We start from the raw sequence: 17,793 nt of genomic DNA on the forward strand, positions 1-17,793 counted from the left end.
CCCGTCCCGCTGCGGACGAACTGCCTCTCAACTCGTCGTGTATGCCACCCAGCCACCGAATCCGGTGATGTCCACGGCATCGGCAGAGGCGTCCTGGGTACATCCGAAGCCGACGACCCAGCGACCATCCGAGAGCTCGACGCTCGTCAGTGTCATCGGGGCGGGCAGAGCTGCGAGGAACCTGCCCAGTCCGGCCTCGGATACTCGGAACAGTTCGCCGACGATCGAGGCGCCCTCGCCGGGGCCGTGCCGCACCACGCCCGGCTTCGGCGGGGCGGTGTTCAGTGCCATCAACCGGTACGCATCGGACGTGTGCACCTGTTCGGAGAATCGGGCACCGATGCTCTCGAGCTGGAAATGCAACGGCTGACCTCGCAGGTGGGCGCCGAACACCGCCAACTCGACGCCGGCGTCGACGAATTGCGGTGCCTCGACGCTCGTGAGGCGCGCCGCGATGTCGACCGCTACCTGATCGTCGAACCCGGGGGTCACCACCATCACGCCGAACGGATGTCCCTCGGAGGTGGTTGCGCCGGGTACCGCGACCGCGGCCATGTCGAGCAGGTTGCAGAAATTGGTGTACGTCCCCATCCGGCGATTGATGCCCACCGGATCGCCCTGCACCGCAGCGATCGTCGGATGCTCGGTGGTGGTCGGGAGCAGCAGGCCGTCGAAGCCGTCCAGTAACACGCTCGCGTATGCCCGCGTGTGGACCAGGGAGTCGAGGTCGGTCACCAGTTCGTGCGCGGCCGGTTTCTTCGCCGACGCGACGATCGCGGCGACGGTGGGGTCCGCGCCGACCCGTTCGGTCTCGAGGAACTTGCCCATGGCCGCATACCGTTCGGCGACCAGGGCTCCGTCATAGAGCAAGGTTGCCGCATCGAGGAGCGGAGAGATGTCCACTTCGGCGACCTCGATGCCCGAGCGGCGAGCGTCGGTAACCGTTGCATCGAACGCGTCGCGGTACTCGGCACACAGTGCGGTGAGATCTTCCGGCCGCGGCACGGCGAGCCGGATCTGTGCGGGAGCGGCGAGCCGTACGTCGGTCGGCCATGTGCGGCTGCGCGGATCGCGTTCGTCCGGTGCCGCCATCGCCGCAGCCGCCTTCGTCGCGAGGTCGAGAGACTCTGCGAGTACGGTGAGGCAGTCGTAGTCGACGCACGCGGGCACCACTCCGTGCGTCGGGATGACCCCGAGCGTGGCCTTGATGCCGACGATGCCGTGCAGAGCCGCCGGTACGCGTCCCGAACCGGCTGTGTCGGTGCCGATTCCGATGTCGGCGATACCCAGGGCCACTGCAGTCGCGGAGCCCGAACTCGACCCACCGGAGACGCGCTCGGGATCCCATGCGCACCGTACTGCGCCGTAGGGACTGCGGGTGCCCACGAGGCCCGTTGCGAACTGGTCGAGATTGGTCTTTCCGAGAACCACTGCACCCGCGTCGATCAGACGGGCGATGCCCGAAGCCGTGGTCGTGGGTGTGTACGCGAACTCGGGGCACCCGGCAGTGGTCGGCAGGCCGGCAACATCGACGTTGTCCTTGACCGCGACCGCGAGACCTGCGAGTGGGAGTGACTCACCGGCCGCGACACGTGCGTCGACGGCGGCGGCGTCGGCGAGGATGTCGTCCGCGTCGCGCAGCGTGATCCACACCTCGGGACGGTCGACCTCCGCGATGCGGCTCAGAGCACGTCGCGCGCGGTCTGTCGCGGTTTCGGTGGATGTGGCGAAATCGGTTGTCATGCTGCAGGTCCGATCACGAGAAGGGGGGTGCCCGGCGCGACTTTCGCGCCCGGTGTGACGAGCACCTTCAGGACTGTTCCGGTCCGTTCGCTGCGGACCGGCATTTCGAGCTTCATGGCTTCGAGGATCACGGCGGTGGTGTCGACGTCGACGGCCTGACCTTCGACGACCTCGACACGCCACACGTTGCCCACGAGGGACGCTTCGACGACGGTGGAGCCGTCGGGCATCCCGGCAAGCGGGTCGGCCGTGGTGGAGACCTCGACGGGTGAGGCCTCGACGCGGTCGAATTCGCCGGAGTCGTGCCACGCCTTCTTCTCGATCTCGAAGGCGGCGGACTGCTTCGCGTCGAACTCGGCGATGGACCCGGCGTTGTTCTCCAGGAACCGGAGATGGTCGGCGAGGGCGAACGTTCCCTCCGAGATGTCGGCGTCGAACCGCCCGGCCTTCGACGCGGCCCGGTACTCGAGCAACTGCTCCGGGGAGACGGGCTCCCAGACGATACGGTCGAAGAATCGGAACAGCCACGGCTTGCCGTCCTCGAAGGGACCGGACTGCCGGTAACCGGACCAGATCGGCACGGTACGGCCGACGAGCTGGTAACCGCCGGGAGATTCCATCCCGTAGACGCACAGGTACTTTCCGCCGATGCCCACGGCGTCCGACGGTGTCCACGTCCGAGCCGGGTTGTACTTGGTGGTCACGAGCCGATGGCGCGGATCGAGCGGAACTGCCAGGGGTGCACCGAGATACACGTCTCCAAGACCCAGAACGAGGTATTCGGCGTCGAACACGGTATCGCGGACTTCGTCCACGGAGTCGAGACCGTTGATGCGGCGGATGAACTCGATGTTGGACGGGAGCCAGGGCGCGTCGTCGCGCACACCGCTGCGGTACCGCGACAACGCCTCGGAGATCGACGGATCGTCGAACGAGAGGGGGAGCCGGACCGTGCGGCTGGGTACCACGAGATCGTGGGTCGCCGGCAGCTCGGTTTCGAGATCCTGGAGCACGCCGAGCAATCGGAACTGGGGGAGGACGTCGGGGTCGAAGTGGATGTGCAGCGACCGCACACCGGGCGTGACGTCGATGATGCCGGGAATCTGCGTCGTGGCCAGTGCTTCGGACAATGCGTGGACGCGCATACGCAGGCCGAGGTCGAGGGTCATCTCGCCGTATTCGACGAGGATGTTGTCGTCGCCGCCGCGAAGGTACGCCACCTCGGGTCGGTCGAGCATCGAGTCGAAGTGGCCGAGGCGTCCGGAGTCGAGGGTGGTGCTCGGCACCATCGGCGGTACGTCGAGCGATCGGTGGGCACCGTGGCGGAGGGCGGCTGCGTCCTCGTCCGACACCGGCACGAACCGAACGGAGTCGCCGGGGCGGATCTGGCCGAGCTTCCACCGATGTCCCGACACCACGGTCAGTGGGCACGCGAATCCGCCGAGGCTCGGGCCGTCGGGACCGAGCAGGATCGGTGTATCACCCGAGACATTGAGTGACCCGACACTGTACGGATTGTCGTGCAGATTCGACGGGTGGAGTCCGGCGTCGCCTCCGTCGGTGCGTGACCACGTCGGTTTGGGGCCGTCCAGGCGGATTCCCGTCCGGTTGGCGTGGGTCTGGACGGTCCATGTCGTGTCGTAGAACTGCGCCATGTCCTCCGGAGTGAAGTACGCGGGCGCAGGCTGTGGGCCTTCGGTGACCGCGAGATGCCAGGTGTGACCGAATTCGGGTCGTCGATCGTCGGGCACGGACGCCGGATCGGTGACGGCAGTGGTGTCCGCGAGTCCGAGGACATCGCCGATGGCCACCGCAGCGCCGGTGAGTCCGCCGAAGCCGCCGAGTGTGAAGGTGGAGGCGCTGCCGTGGTAGAGCGGCACGTCGAGTCCACCACGCACCGCGACGTAGGTGCGCAGTCCCACATCGGTGGGGGTTCCGACATCGAGGACGCCGCCGGCGGGGACCTCGATGGGATCCCACATCGACACGGGTTCGCCGTCGAGCGTGACGGCAGTGGGCGCACCGGTGACGCACACGACCGTGGTGTCGGAGAAGTTCAAGCGCGGGCCCTGGAGCGTACATTCGAGACCGGCGGTACCCTCGGCGTTCCCCACAGCGAGGTTCGCGGCGCGCAGCGACAGATCGTCCATCGGTCCGGACGGGGGAATCCCGACCTCCCACAACCCTGTTCGACCCGGAAAGTCCTGGATGGTGGTCATGGTACCGGCGCGCAGGACGTCGATCCGGCGACGGGTTCCGGTGACACCGGTGAGGGTTGCGGTGGTGTGCTCAGCGGACAGGACGGGCGGTTCTGTGCAGATCGTCCGGAGCAGAGACAGGTTCGTCTGGACCCCGTACACGCTGGTGTCGGCGAGGGCTTCTGCGAGTCCGGCGAACGCGGTGCGGCGGGAGTCGCCGCGCACGATCACCTTCGCGATCATCGGATCGTAGAACGAGCTGATCTCGGTGCCGGTGTCGACCCAGGTCTCGATGCGGGTGTGCGCGGGGAACTCGACGTGCGTGAGCAGGCCGGAACTGGGCCGGTAGTCCCGGCAGGGATCCTCGGCATACACGCGGGCCTCTACGGCGTGCCCCGTGATCTCTGGTCCCGAATCGGGCACCGCGTCGAGCAGGGTCGTCTCGCCCCCGGCGAGGCGCAACATCCACTCGACGAGATCCACACCGGTCACCTCTTCGGTGACCGGATGTTCCACCTGCAGACGGGTGTTCATCTCGAGAAACGACACCTCGCCGCGAGACGTGTCGTACACGAACTCGACTGTACCGGCGGAGCGGTACTGCACCGACGATGCCAGTGTCCGCGACGACGCGAGCATCTGCTCGACGATCTCGTCGGGCAGGTTCGGTGCGGGTGCCTCTTCGACGACCTTCTGATTGCGTCGCTGCAGTGAGCAGTCGCGCGTGCCGAGGCTGACGGTGCGGCCCAGGCCGTCACCGAAGACCTGCACTTCGACGTGGCGGGCGTGCGCGACGAACCGTTCGAGGAAGACTCCCGAGGACGAGAAGTTCGCCGACGCGAGTCGCAGCACGCGGTCGTACGCCTCGCGCAGGTCGTCGCGGTCGTGGCAGGCCTGCATGCCGATCCCGCCGCCGCCGCCGACGGCCTTGAGCATCACCGGGTAACCGATCTCGTCCGCCGCGGCGAGCGCTTCGTCGAGGGAACCGAGCAGGCCGCTCCCGGCGACCAGGGGAACTCCCACGGCGCGTGCGGCTTCGCGCGCCGTGTGTTTGTCGCCGAATACGCGCAACTGGTCCGCCGTCGGACCGACGAACGCGATGCCGGCGGCTTCGCATGCTGCGGCGAATTCGGCATTCTCGGAGAGGAACCCGTAGCCGGGGTGGATCGCGCCGGCCCCGGAGGCGAGTGCCGCCTCTATCACGAGGTCGGCGCGCAGATAGGACTCCGCGGCGGAGGCAGGGCCGAGACGTACTGCCATATCGGCCGATTCGACGTGTGCGGCGGACGCGTCGGCATCCGAGTACACCGCGACCGTCTTCAGCCCCATCAGGTGCGCGGTGCGCATGATGCGGCACGCGATTTCACCGCGATTCGCGACGAGAAGGGTGTCGAATCCGAATGCCACGGCGTGCTCCTTCGAAATTTGGCGGGCGAACAGGATCCACATCGAACAGCGCGGAAATGAGTGTGCCGCGGCTGTATCCGTCGTTGTGGACACTGCTGTATACGCTATGGGCCCGTTGTTTCGTCTCGGTTTCCTGCGGTAAAGCGTCGGTTAGGAAGAGCTGTCACCGCTGGTGCCGGGTGGAGCACACGATGCCGGAAGATGCCGGCACGTAGGAGGGGGAGCGGAAGAGTTATTCGCCGCCGAAGTCGCGGTCGAGTCGAAGGACACCGATGGTGGTGGCGAGACCGTCGTATTGCGTGACCAGGAGGCAGAACTCGATCATGCGTCGATCGTCGAAGAATTCCGCGAGTGCCACCCAGGTCTTGTCGGTGAGGTTCCGAGTGTCGACCAACTCGTCGACAGCGGTCAGGACTGCGCGCTGACGTCGGCTCAGGCCTTCGGCGGACGGTCCGGTGACGACTTGTTCACGGATCTCGTCGGTGATTCCGGCTCGCCGCCCGAGGCGCGTGTGGTGGTCGAATTCGTAGGCGCAGGCACGCAGGTGGGCCACTCGCAGGATGACCATCTCCGCCTCGAAACGGCTCAGCTTACCGAACGGCATCAGCATGCCCGAATAGTGCAGCCAGCCGCGGAAGAGTCGGCCCGATCGGCCGAGGGTGCTGAACAGGTGCGCGTCAGGCGTGCCCGCGGCGCGGGACAGTGCTTTCCACGCAACCCAGTTGATCGGGCCGAGTTCCTTGAGTCGTCCGGGCTGGATTCGCGGCGTCACGATCGTAGTGTGCACGAGTGCCGGGCACGAGTCACGCGCGACACGTAGCTGTCAATCGCGGAGCGCTTGCGCGAAGCGCGCCATCGCGCGCGCTTCCTCTGCGCGTCGGATCACGACGTCGCGGGAAGTGTCGATGTGTCCGAGCAGTACCCGGTGAGCGTCGTCGAGTCTGCCGTCGAGCAGTAGCTCGGCCACCTCGATGTGCTCGTCGATGGTCGCGGCCATGCGGTCAGGGGTCAGGTAATCGAACATTCGCACCGGCCGGACCTTGCCGTTCACCGCGGCGAGGGCATCGCACAATGCGTGGTTCCCGGACGACGCGAGTACTGCCAGGTGGTACTGCTCGTCGAGGGCGACGAAACCGGCATCGGGTGCGGGCGGATCGGTGCGCAACGTGTACCAGCGGTCCAGTTCCGGGCCGAGGACGGCGGGGTCGTGGCGGATCGCCGGATTCTCGAGCGCACGCCGAATTCCGTGCAACTCGAGGGTGATGCGCAGTTCGTACAGGTCGGCGAGGTCGTCGAAACGCGGGCGGTACGGGAACAGGCCACCGGTGCGGCGTTCGACGAGCCCGTCGGAGACCAGCCGGGCCAATGCCTCCCGCACCGGTGTGCGCGACACCTCGTAGCGATCCGCGAGCTTCTCCTCACCGAGCCGTTCGTCGGCCGCCAGGGCCCCGGACATCAGGTCGTCGCGCAATGCCCGGTAGACCCGGTCGCGGTGGGTAGTGGTCGTCATCAGATCGCCATCGCTTCGCGGACGGTGTGTGCTGCCTCAGCGCCGCCGTCACCGGTGGAGGTGACGCGGCCGGATTCGACGACGTAGTAGCGCAGCGCGTTGTCGAGCGCGAATCCGATGTGTTGCTCGACCAGCAGCACGCCGAGATTGCCCGAGCCGCTCAGTTCGACGATGGTGTTCTCGATTTCCGCGACGACGGACGGCTGGATGCCCTCGGTGGGTTCGTCGAGAATGAGCATGCGCGGCTCGGTGATGAGTGCTCGCGCGATGGCGAGTTGTTGTCGCTGACCACCGGACAACAGGCCCGCGCGTCGGTCGAGGAGCGGGACGAGCGCGGGGAAGAGATCGAGCATGTCGGCGATCAGCTTCTTGCCGTTCTTGCGTCCGTCTGCGACGACCTGCAGGTTCTCCTCGCAGGTGAGCTGTCCGAACGACTGCTGGCCCTGCGGCACATAGGCGAGTCCGCGCGCGACGCGGGCGGCGGGGCGGAGGCCGGTGATGTCCTCACCATCGAAGATGATCTTTCCTCGCGTGACGGGCAGCAATCCGACCGCGGCACGTAGCAGCGTCGTCTTGCCTGCTCCGTTGTGTCCCATCACCGCGACCACCCCGTCGCCGGGGACTTCGAGGGAGACATCGTGGATGATCTCGGTGCGTCCGTATGCGACGCGGACGTCGACGAGTTCGAGCATCTCACGCCTCCTGTACTGCAGCGGTGGTCCCGAGATAGACCTGCTGGACCTGCGGATTGTTCTGTACTTCCTCGACGGTGCCGTCGGCGATGACCTTGCCCCGGGCGAGCACCGTCACCGATGTCGCGAAGGCACGCATGAAGTCCATGTCGTGTTCGACGACCACCACGGTGCGCTGAGCGCCGATCCTCCGGAGCAGTTGCCCGGTCTCCTCGCGTTCGTCGCCGCTCATGCCTGCGACGGGTTCGTCGAGGAGCAGGACGTCGGCGTTCTGCACGAGCAGCATCCCGATCTCGAGCCACTGCTTCTGACCGTGAGCGAGGATGCCGGCAGGGGTGTCGCGGTGAGCGGTCAGACCGATCGTCTCGAGGGCCTGCTCTATTTCTGGGAGGACGTCCTTGCGGCGGCGGAGCAGTTGCCACGGCGAGCGGCCGGCACCGGCGGCGATGTCGAGATTCTGCAGGACCGACAATTCCTCGAACACGGACGCGGTCTGGAAGGTGCGTCCGACACCGAGACGCGCGATCTTGTGGGTTTTCTTGCCGAGCAGCTCGATACCGGATTTGGTGACCGATCCGGTCGCGGGGACGAGACCGGTGACTGCGTCGACGAGGGTCGTCTTGCCGGCGCCATTGGGTCCGATGAGGAACCTCAGATCGCCTTGGAACAGGGTGAGATCGACGCCGTCGACGGCGATGAATCCATCGAATTGGACTCGCAGATCCTGGATTTCGAGGTACTCGGCAGACATACCGGCATTGCCGCCGAATTCGGGTGCGCTCATCGGGCCGGCTCCAATTCGGGTTCGGAGGGAGAGGTCGTGGGATCGTCGGTGGAATCTGCTTCCGCGCGACGTCTACGGAGCTTGGCGAGCCCGGCGATTCCGGCGGGGAAGAACCCGATGACGACGATGAACAGCAGTGCCTGCGCGTAGGTCCAGGCGGAGGGGAAGCTCTCCGACAGGGAGGTCTGGGCCCATGCGACACCGATCGCGCCGAGGACGGGGCCGAGGAGGGTCGTGCGGCCGCCGATCGCGACACCGATGAGGAAGGCGATCGAGGGGACGATTCCGACGTCGGAGGGGGAAATGATGCCCACGATCGGAACGAACATTGCGCCCGCGATTCCGGCGAAGAACGCGGCGACGGTGTAGGCGACGACCTTGATGTCGGCGGGGTCGTATCCGAGGAATCGGACGCGTTCCTCCTGGTCGCGGACTGCGACGAGCAGTTCGCCGTAGCGGGACTGCATGAGTTGTCGGGTCGCGGCGACGACGAGCAACAGGATCGCGGCGACGATGAAGAACAGCATCCGCTTGTTGACGGGATCCGACAGGTCGAAACCGAAGAAACTCCGGAATCGGTTGAGCCCGTTGGACCCTCCGGTAGACTGCTGACCGATGAGCAGGATCGCGAAGGCGGCGGCGAGCGCCTGCGAGAGGATCGCGAAGTAGGCGCCCTTGACGCGACGCTTGAAGACGCCGAGGCCGAGCAGCAGTGCGACGAGAGCCGGGAGCAGGAGGATCGCGAGGATGGTCACGATCGGTGAGGTGAACGGCACCCAGTAGGCGGGCAGTTCGCGGATGCCGGCGATCTGCATGAAATCGGGGACGGTGTCGCCGCGGAGTTCGGCGTCGGCGATCTTCAGGTGCATCGCCATCATGTAGGCGCCGAGACCGAAGAACACACCTTGGCCGAGGGTGAGCATGCCGCCGCGGCCCCAGGCGAGGCCGATGCCCACGGCGACGATCGCGAAGCACAGGAACTTGCCGAGCAGTCCGAGACGGAAGTCGGACAGCACTGCGGGGGCGACGGCGAAGAGCATCGTTGCGGCGAGAGCGAATCCCGCGGCAGTGCGTACTGGGCCGGGGCGGGTGAGGTCGCGGGCGTGGAAGGGCGTCGACATCAGACCAGACTCCTTGTCTTGACCGCGTAGAGGCCCTGCGGGCGGACCTGGAGGAAGATCACGATGAGCACGAACACGATCACCTTCGCGATCGATGCGGTGGTCGAGTACTCGATGAACGAATTGAGCAGGCCGAGGGAGACTGCGGCGATGACGGCGCCCTCGATGCGGCCGAGACCGCCGATGACGACGACGAGGAACGCGTCGATGGGATAGGCCGATCCGATGGTCGGGCTCGTCGACCCGATGAGCGTCAGCGCTACCCCGGCGAGGCCGGCGAGTCCGGAGCCGAGGAAGAAGGTGGTCAGGTCGGTGCGGCGGGACGAGATTCCGACGGTCTCCGCGAGGTCGCGGTTCTGTACGACGGCGCGGATGCGGCGACCCATAGAGGTGTACTTCATCGCGGTGATCAGGGCGACCACGCACACAGTGGCGAGTACGAGGATGAACAGGCGGGTCTTGGGAACCACCGCGCCGAGGATCTCGACGCCGCCGGAAAGCCATGTCGGTGCAATGACGTTGACGGCAGGCGCTCCGAAGATATCGCGGGCGAGCTGCTGGAGGAGCAGACCCACACCGAAGGTCACCAGCAGCGTGTCGAGGGGGCGGTGATACATCCGCCGGATGAGGGTGACCTCGAGGAGGACACCGAGTGCACCGCCGACGAGGAAACCGACGAGGAGTGACACGAACAGAGAGAGGCCGGCGGACGAGATCACCTGCTGAACCACGAATGCGGTATAGCTACCGGCCATGATGAATTCGCCGTGGGCCATGTTGATCACGCCCATCTGACCGAACGTCAGCGACAGCCCCAATGCTGCCAGCAGCAGGATAGATCCGATACTCAATCCTGTGAACAACTGTCCTGCAACAATATCCATGTCGGTACTCCTCGTCGGCGGTGGTACCGGTCAGTTCCCGGAGAGGGACGAGGCCCAGTCGTAGGTTTCGAGGTACGGATCGGGATCGACCGGTCCGTCGGACTCCCAGACCGTGTAGATCAGACCGTCACCGCGGATCTCACCGATGCGTGCGGTCTTGGTGATGTGGTGGTTGTCGCCGTCGATCGTCACGGTGCCTTCGGGCGCATCGAACGTCACCCCGTCGGCCGCTTCCTGGATCGCAGCGACGTCGAACGATCCGGCCTTCTCGACGGTGTTCTTCCACAGGAACACCGAGGTGTAGGCGGCTTCCATGGGGTCGGACGTCGGCTTCGCGTCGCCGTACTCGGCCTTGTATGCCTCGACGAAGGCGGTGTTCTCGGGGGAGTCGACCGTCTGGTAGTAGTTCCACGCGGTGAGTTGACCCTCGATGTTCTGCGCCCCGATACCCACGACCTCTTCTTCGGCGATCGACACCGACACCACGGGCATGTCGGCGGCCTTCAGGCCGGCGTTCGTGTACTCCCGGAAGAACGCGACGTTGGAATCGCCGTTGAGCGTGTTGAATACGGCGTCGGTGTCGGCGGTACGGACCTTGTTGACGATGGTGGAGAAGTCGGTCGAGCCGAGCGGGGTGTAGTCCTCGCCCTTGATCTCGATGCCGTTCGCCTCGGCGTACGCTTTGATGATCCGGTTGGCCGTCTGCGGGAAGACATAGTCGCTGCCCACCAGATACAGGGACTGCACTCCCTGTTCCTTCAGATAGTCGAGAGCGGGAACGATCTGCTGATTGGTCGTCGCCCCGGTGTAGAAGATGTTCGACGACGACTCGAGGCCCTCGTACTGAACAGGGTAGTAGAGCAACGAATTCCGGTCCTCGAACACCGGAAGCATCGCCTTGCGGCTCGACGACGTCCAGCCGCCGAACACCGCTGCGACGCAATCGGAGCTGATGAGCTTCTCGGCCTTCTCCGCGAAGACGGTGGGTTCGGAGGCGCCGTCTTCCGCGACGATCTGGATCTGCTTACCGAGCACGCCGCCGTCGGCGTTGATCTGCTCGACGGCCAAGGCGATCGAGTCGCGTACGGTGACCTCGGAGATCGCCATCGTTCCGGACAGCGAGTTCAAGGAGCCGACCTTGATGCTGTCACCGGCGGTGTCGACGCATGTCGCCCCAGCGGAGGCGGATGCATCTCCCGTGGAGGTGTCCGCAGCCTTGCTTCCGCACGCGGTGAGAGTGAGTCCGACGGCGACCAATGCTGCGACGCTCGTGGCGAACTTGGAACGGGCAACTGTCATGGGGGTGTCCTTCGTGGAAGGGGACCGGGCGGCGTATACAGCGCTGTATCCGTGGATCCATACGATAGGTGGGTGTTATTGCGCCGGAGTGTCTTCCGATGACCGTTCCATGACGTGGATGACGTCGGTGTTACGTCGTGCTCACATTGTTCCCGCGCGCTGACCAGCTTCCCGAGCATGCGGATGCTGTTGAGGGAAGCCGACCTGCGCGCGGAAGGGATTACGCGGGGTCGAGGACGGAACCCATGACCCGCTCGACCACGATTTCGATGACGACGCGTCGAGGGTTGGGGCGGGGCTCGCGGTAGCGGGCCGCGTACAGCCGCTCGCCCTCGGCGACCGAGTCGCTGTCGCGGGCGACGCGTGCCCGGCCTTCCATCGTCAGCCACCGCCCGCCGTGGACGTGGCTGACGGACGCGTACCCACCTCGTTCGATGTTGAGTGCCTTCTGCGATCCTTCGGAGGTGATGACCCGGGCGAGGCCTGTCGCGGGATCCCATGTGAACCCGACGGCGACGACGTGGGGCGTCCCGTCCTTGCGCAACGTCGTGAGAGTCGCGAGGTGGTATTCGGACAGGAACTCGAGGGCCTTGTCGCCCAGCGCGTCGGGGGTGCGTGACATGTGGGTAGAGAGTACTCAGCGCACGAGGTACGGCGAGACGGAGCTACGGTGTTCGTTGATGTCGATGTCCTTGCCGAGCGGCGGGAACGCACGCTGCGGGCAATTCATCCGCTCGCACACCCGGCAGCCGGAGCCGATCGGAGTGCCGGGGTTCGACTCGTCGAGCTCGAGGCCTTCCGCGTAGACGAGCCGGTGCGCATGGCGCAGTTCGCAGCCGAGGCCGATCGCGAAGGTCTTCGACGGCTGCCCGTAGCGGGCGGCGCGGCGTTCGACGGTGCGCGCGACCCACAGGTAGCGGCGGCCGTCGGGCATCTGCGCGATCTGCGTCATGATCTTGCCCGGGTACGCGAACGTCTCGTACACGTTCCACAGTGGGCAGGTGCCACCGCTCGTCGAGAAGTGGAATCCGGTGGCGGATTGTCGCTTGGACATGTTGCCCGCCCGGTCGACACGGACGAACGAGAACGGCACACCGCGCAGTTTCGGACGTTGCAGCGTCGAGAGGCGGTGCGCGACTGTTTCGTAGCTCTGACCGTAGAACGCCGAGAGTCGTTCGATGTCGTAGCGGAAGTCTTCGGCGATCTCGTGGAATTGGGTGTACGGCAGGATCAGCGCTGCCGCGAAGTAGTTCGCGAGTCCGAGGCGCGCAAGCGAGCGTGACGAGTCGCTGGTGAATCCGTTGTCGTCGACGAGCTTGTCGATGAGATCGCCGCATTCCAGATAGGCGAGTTCGGTCGAGAGCTTGAACACCTGCTGCCCTCCGGACAGCTGCGGCGCGATCTCGAGCACCCGGGTCTCGGGGTCGTAGCGGTGCAGGACGTTCTCGCCGAGATCGATGCGTTTGACGACCTGCACGTCGTGGATCGCGGCCATGCGTTTGGCGATCTCGCCGCCCACGTCGCCCCGGTGGAATCGGATCCGGTTGGCCAACTCCTCGGCTGCGGTGTCGAGTTCGTGGAGGTAGTTCTGCCGCTGATAGAAGTAGTCGCGGACCTCCTCGTGCGGCATGGTGATCGCGCCGCTCCCGCTGCCGTCGCTGTAGCGGTCCTCTGTCGCGGCGGCGAGCTGAGCGGTGGTATTGCGGAAGCGGCTGTGCATATTGACCATCGCGCGCGCCAGACCGGGATGCGCTGCGACCATTTCGGCGATCTCCTGTGCGTCGGCCTCGATCCCCATCTCCTGGTCGAGCGCGACCTCACGCATCTCGGCGATCAGGCGGGTGTCGTCCTGTGACGAGAAGAACGTGGTGTCGACGCCGAACACTTCGCTGATCCGCAGTAGCACCGGCACGGTCAGGGGCCGGACGTCGTGTTCGATCTGGTTGAGGTAGCTTGCGGAGATCTCGAGTGTCTTGGCGAGTGCGGCTTGGCTGAGTCCACGCTCGGTCCGTAGCTGGCGCAGGCGGGCGCCGACGTAGGTCTTGGCCATTCGCCCAGCGTAAGACGCTTCCACTCGCTTTGCAACGTAGGGTTCGCAACTTCGTTAAGAAACGGGCGCCGCCTCACTCTCGAAGCCGAGCCACGAACCCGGCGCGAATGCCTCGAAATGGATCGATGCCGGTGACAGTCCGGCGCCGATCAGTTCGCGGCGGATCGACCGCATGAAGTCGACCGGTCCGCATACGTACGTCTGTGCATCCGAGGGCAACGGGACACGCGTCAGTGGGTTTCGGCCGTCGTCGTGCTCACCGTCGAAATCCTTGTAGCGGAGGAACAGCTGTGCGTGGGGCAGTGACTTCACCAGCGCGCTGAATTCGATGCGCCGTACGTGCTCGTATGCGGACGCCTCCACATGGACGATCGTCACCTCGCGGGCGGGGTTGTACGTGGCCAGATATTGGAGGGTCGCCATGGTGTTGGTGACACCGATTCCCGCAGAGACCAGGAGCAACGGGTGGGTGCCGTTGTCGACCACGACGCCGCCGAACGGCTGCGACACGGTGAGCTGGTCACCTTCCTCGACCCTGTCCACGAGGATCGGTGACACGAGTCCGTCCGGCACGCGTTTGACGGACAGCGCCCATTCGCCCGACTGGCGGCCGTGGGTCACCGTGTACTGGCGGATCTGTTCTGATTTGTCTGCGAAGCGGATGCGGACCGAGGTGTACTGGCCAGGGCGGTGGATGCGGAACGGGCTCCCGTCGAGAGGACGCAGGAACAGCGTTGCGGAGTGTGCGCCGTCGTACTCGCGCGCGGCCACCAGGGCCTGCCTCCATACCTGGCCTTCTGTCACGCCCACATCCTGGTACAGCTGCGATTCCTGTTCGGCCAGAGAGTTGGCCATCAGTGTGTACACCTCGTCCCATGCGGCGGCAACCTGGGGAGTGACGGCGTCGCCGAGGACCTCCACGATCGCGGCGAACAGGTGGGTGCGCACGACTTCGTAGAGGTCGGACGTCACGCCCAGGGATGCGTGCTTTGCGGCGATCCGGGCCATGATCGCGTCGATGTCGCGGGGTTCCTGCATGACGAGCATGGTTGCGAACGACGCAACGGAACTTGCGAGCGCCTGCTGCTGGGTGAGGTTCGCTTGATTCGTCCCGTTGAACAGGTTGGTGCGCAGCGACGGGACTGCGGCGAACAGCTTCTCGTAGAACACCTTGGAGATCACGCCGATGTGTGCCCCGACCACAGGCAGGGTCATCTCGACGATCGGACGCGACGTGGCTGAAAGGATGACTGCTCCTCGGTTGTGCGGACGGCAACCGAAGCAGGAGGCGCGCAGGGCTGTGCGCGACCGGCCCCGATCCGGTCGTGCGGCACATCGTACGACCGCGCGGGGTGCTTTCAAGGTCATTTACAGGGCGTGTATGTGCAGTGAAGTTCTGTGAAGGCCGTCACATCAGGGAACCTTCGAGGGATTTGTCGAGCAGGTCATCGCGACAGGGCGTTGCATCGCACTCGGCTTTTGAAGGGCCGTAAAAGTCGAGGTCAGTGCTACCGGCGGGTAACTTCTATCCCCGGCGGCATGGTTGTTGGTCCCACCCTTGATTAGCAATCTTTGCAGAGTGCACGGCAAAAATTGCCGAGATTGGCATTAGCAACAGGTAGCGAGTGGTTTTCGGATGTGTCATTGTCGTCATGTACATCCGAATGGGCCGCAAAGGATGTGAAGTAGTACAGACGTACTGCTGACGCCGAGCGGAGTAGATCTAGAGAGTGGAGCTTTGATGTCGACCACCGGCACCCCGAGGACCGCTGAAGAAATCCAGAAGGACTGGGACACCAATCCGCGCTGGAAGGGAATCACCCGCAACTACACGGCCGAGCAGGTCGCCGCACTGCAGGGCTCCGTCGTCGAGGAAGCCACCCTCGCCCGTCGTGGTTCGGAGATCCTGTGGGACCTCGTGAACAACGAGGACTACATCAACTCGCTGGGCGCCCTCACCGGCAACCAGGCCGTTCAGCAGGTTCGCGCCGGCCTGAAGGCCATCTACCTGTCCGGTTGGCAGGTCGCCGGCGACGCCAACCTGTCCGGTCACACCTACCCGGACCAGTCGCTGTACCCGGCGAACTCGGTTCCGCAGGTCGTGCGCCGCATCAACAACGCGCTGCTGCGCGCCGACGAGATCGCCAAGGTCGAGGGCGACACCTCCGTCGACAACTGGCTCGCTCCGATCGTCGCCGACGGTGAGGCCGGCTTCGGTGGCGCTCTCAACGTCTACGAGCTGCAGAAGGCCATGATCGCATCCGGTGTTGCCGGTTCGCATTGGGAGGATCAGCTCGCGTCGGAGAAGAAGTGTGGCCACCTCGGTGGCAAGGTGCTCATCCCGACCCAGCAGCACATCCGCACCCTGACCTCGGCTCGCCTCGCCGCGGATGTCGCCGACGTCCCGACGGTCGTCATCGCCCGCACCGACGCCGAGGCCGCTACGCTCATCACGTCCGATGTCGACGAGCGCGACCGCGAGTTCCTCGATGGCACCCGCACTGCCGAGGGTTTCTACGGCGTCAAGAACGGTATCGAGCCCTGCATCGCTCGCGCCAAGGCCTACGCCCCGTACTCCGACCTCATCTGGATGGAGACCGGTGTGCCGGATCTCGAGGTCGCCAAGAAGTTCGCCGAGTCCGTCCGCAGCGAGTTCCCCGACCAGCTGCTGGCCTACAACTGCTCGCCGTCCTTCAACTGGAAGGCTCACCTGGACGACGCGACCATCGCGAAGTTCCAGAAGGAGCTCGGCGCGATGGGCTTCAAGTTCCAGTTCATCACCCTCGCCGGCTTCCACTCGCTCAACTACGGCATGTTCGACCTGGCGCACGGCTACGCCCGCGAGGGCATGACCGCCTTCGTCGACCTGCAGGAGCGCGAGTTCAAGGCCGCAGAAGAGCGTGGCTTCACCGCGATCAAGCACCAGCGTGAGGTCGGCGCAGGCTACTTCGACCGCATCGCCACCACGGTCGACCCGAACACCTCCACGGCTGCCCTGAAGGGTTCCACCGAGGAAGGCCAGTTCCACTAGGAGCTGGACCGCCTCTCCGGATTTCGGCATACAAGCCCGGCGGCCCGCGACGTTGGTTGCGGGCCGCCGGTGTCGAAACTCGAGGCTTGGGACGTACCCGGGTGAGTTGACTATCTGCTCACCAGATCTGTTGTCACCGTAGCGCAGTCAAGGTTGAGGGAGAGCTGACGTGACCAGCGAGAGGATTCAGCGCGTCGGTGTGATCGGCGCCGGCATCATGGGCTCGGGTATCGCCGAGGTGTGTGCGCGTGCTCATGTCGACGTCCTGGTGTTCGAGCAGACCCGCGAACTCGCGGCGGCCGGACGCGCACGGATCCTCAGGTCTCTCGACCGCGGTGTGAGTACTGGGAAGATCACCGAACGTGAGCGTGAACAGGCTGCATGGCGGCTGCGTTTCACCTCCGATCTCGAGGATTTCGCAGATCGGCAGCTCGTGGTGGAAGCGGTCGTGGAGGACGAGAAGATCAAGGCCGAGATCTTCGCGGGGCTGGACAAGGTCGTCACCGATCCCAATGCTGTTCTCGCCTCCAACACGTCGTCGATCCCGATCATGAAACTCGGCATCGCGACCGCGGCACCCGAACGCGTCATCGGGATGCACTTCTTCAATCCGGTACCGGTACTTCCGCTGGTGGAGGTCGTGACCACCCTCAAGACCGGCCGCGCGGTGTCGGAACGCGCAGAGGCCTTCGCAAGCGACATCCTCGGCAAACAGGTTGTCCGGTCATCCGACCGGGCAGGTTTCATCGCGAACGCATTGCTCGTGCCGTACCTTCTCTCGGCAGTCCGGATGGTCGAATCCGGTTTCGCCACCAAAGAGGACGTCGACAAGGCGATGGTGCTCGGGTGCGCCCACCCCATGGGCCCGCTCGAACTGACCGATCTCGTCGGGCTCGACACCGTCAAGTCGATCGCGGACTCCATGTACGACGAATTCAAGGAGCCGCTCTACTCGGCACCTCCGCTGCTTCTCCGTATGGTCGAGGCCGGACTCGTCGGCAAGAAGTCGGGAGCCGGCTTCTACGAGTACGCCGACAACGGTCGCGCGACCAAGAAGGCCGGCTAGTCAGGCAG

General features: G+C 65.3%; 14 protein-coding genes. 2 read left to right on the plus strand and 12 right to left on the minus strand.

Going from position 1 to position 17,793, the window contains the following annotated elements; all coding sequences use genetic code 11:
* Window positions 1-27 precede the first annotated feature (27 nt).
* The 12 genes from atzF to ACZ46K_RS12640 all read right to left on the minus strand — a co-directional run bounded on the left by atzF (window position 28) and on the right by ACZ46K_RS12640 (window position 14,903).
* Window positions 28-1,743, minus strand: coding sequence for an allophanate hydrolase (gene atzF / locus ACZ46K_RS12585; protein ID WP_464748527.1), 1,716 nt, complete (start codon window positions 1,741-1,743; stop codon window positions 28-30).
* A complete protein-coding gene (gene uca / locus ACZ46K_RS12590; RefSeq protein WP_464749302.1) occupies window positions 1,740-5,288 on the minus strand; it encodes an urea carboxylase in 3,549 nt (1,182 codons plus the stop codon). The genes atzF and uca overlap by 4 nt, the downstream gene beginning before the upstream one ends.
* 292 nt (window positions 5,289-5,580) lie before the next feature.
* The gene (locus ACZ46K_RS12595) at window positions 5,581-6,120 is read right to left on the minus strand and encodes a carboxymuconolactone decarboxylase family protein (protein ID WP_054806318.1); all 540 of its coding nucleotides are present in this window, start codon (window positions 6,118-6,120) and stop codon (window positions 5,581-5,583) included.
* A gap of 51 nt (window positions 6,121-6,171) precedes the next feature.
* Entirely contained in the window at window positions 6,172-6,858 is a 687-nt protein-coding gene (locus ACZ46K_RS12600; protein WP_054806312.1) for a GntR family transcriptional regulator, read from the minus strand.
* Window positions 6,858-7,550 carry an urea ABC transporter ATP-binding subunit UrtE gene (gene urtE / locus ACZ46K_RS12605; RefSeq protein WP_464748529.1) on the minus strand — a complete coding sequence of 231 codons (693 nt, stop codon included), beginning with the start codon at window positions 7,548-7,550 and terminating at the stop codon, window positions 6,858-6,860. The genes ACZ46K_RS12600 and urtE overlap by 1 nt, the downstream gene beginning before the upstream one ends.
* A gap of 1 nt (window position 7,551) precedes the next feature.
* Window positions 7,552-8,334, minus strand: coding sequence for an urea ABC transporter ATP-binding protein UrtD (gene urtD / locus ACZ46K_RS12610; RefSeq protein ID WP_054809861.1), 783 nt, complete (start codon window positions 8,332-8,334; stop codon window positions 7,552-7,554).
* Entirely contained in the window at window positions 8,331-9,455 is a 1,125-nt protein-coding gene (urtC, locus tag ACZ46K_RS12615) for an urea ABC transporter permease subunit UrtC (protein ID WP_464748530.1), read from the minus strand. Before urtC ends, urtD begins: the two co-directional genes overlap by 4 nt.
* On the minus strand, window positions 9,455-10,339 hold the full coding sequence (gene urtB / locus ACZ46K_RS12620) for an urea ABC transporter permease subunit UrtB (RefSeq protein ID WP_054806314.1): 885 nt from the start codon (window positions 10,337-10,339) through the stop codon (window positions 9,455-9,457). Before urtB ends, urtC begins: the two co-directional genes overlap by 1 nt.
* A 30-nt stretch (window positions 10,340-10,369) precedes the next feature.
* The gene (gene urtA / locus ACZ46K_RS12625; RefSeq protein WP_054806315.1) at window positions 10,370-11,638 is read right to left on the minus strand and encodes an urea ABC transporter substrate-binding protein; all 1,269 of its coding nucleotides are present in this window, start codon (window positions 11,636-11,638) and stop codon (window positions 10,370-10,372) included.
* Window positions 11,639-11,858: 220 nt separating this feature from the next.
* A complete protein-coding gene (locus ACZ46K_RS12630; RefSeq protein ID WP_464748532.1) occupies window positions 11,859-12,260 on the minus strand; it encodes a pyridoxamine 5'-phosphate oxidase family protein in 402 nt (133 codons plus the stop codon).
* 15 nt (window positions 12,261-12,275) lie between these two features.
* The gene (gene ramB, locus ACZ46K_RS12635) at window positions 12,276-13,688 is read right to left on the minus strand and encodes an acetate metabolism transcriptional regulator RamB (protein WP_054806316.1); all 1,413 of its coding nucleotides are present in this window, start codon (window positions 13,686-13,688) and stop codon (window positions 12,276-12,278) included.
* Between the two features lie 54 nt (window positions 13,689-13,742).
* A complete protein-coding gene (locus tag ACZ46K_RS12640; RefSeq protein ID WP_464748534.1) occupies window positions 13,743-14,903 on the minus strand; it encodes a globin domain-containing protein in 1,161 nt (386 codons plus the stop codon).
* A gap of 526 nt (window positions 14,904-15,429) precedes the next feature.
* On the opposite strand from ACZ46K_RS12640, the gene aceA reads away from it, so the two are divergent.
* The gene (gene aceA, locus ACZ46K_RS12645) at window positions 15,430-16,719 is read left to right on the plus strand and encodes an isocitrate lyase (protein WP_464748536.1); all 1,290 of its coding nucleotides are present in this window, start codon (window positions 15,430-15,432) and stop codon (window positions 16,717-16,719) included.
* A 169-nt stretch (window positions 16,720-16,888) separates the two neighbouring features.
* On the plus strand, window positions 16,889-17,785 hold the full coding sequence (locus ACZ46K_RS12650; protein WP_054806317.1) for a 3-hydroxybutyryl-CoA dehydrogenase: 897 nt from the start codon (window positions 16,889-16,891) through the stop codon (window positions 17,783-17,785).
* The last annotated feature ends 8 nt before the right edge of the window (window positions 17,786-17,793 follow it).

It is taken from the genome of Rhodococcus sp. JCM 9793 (genome assembly GCF_055380405.1).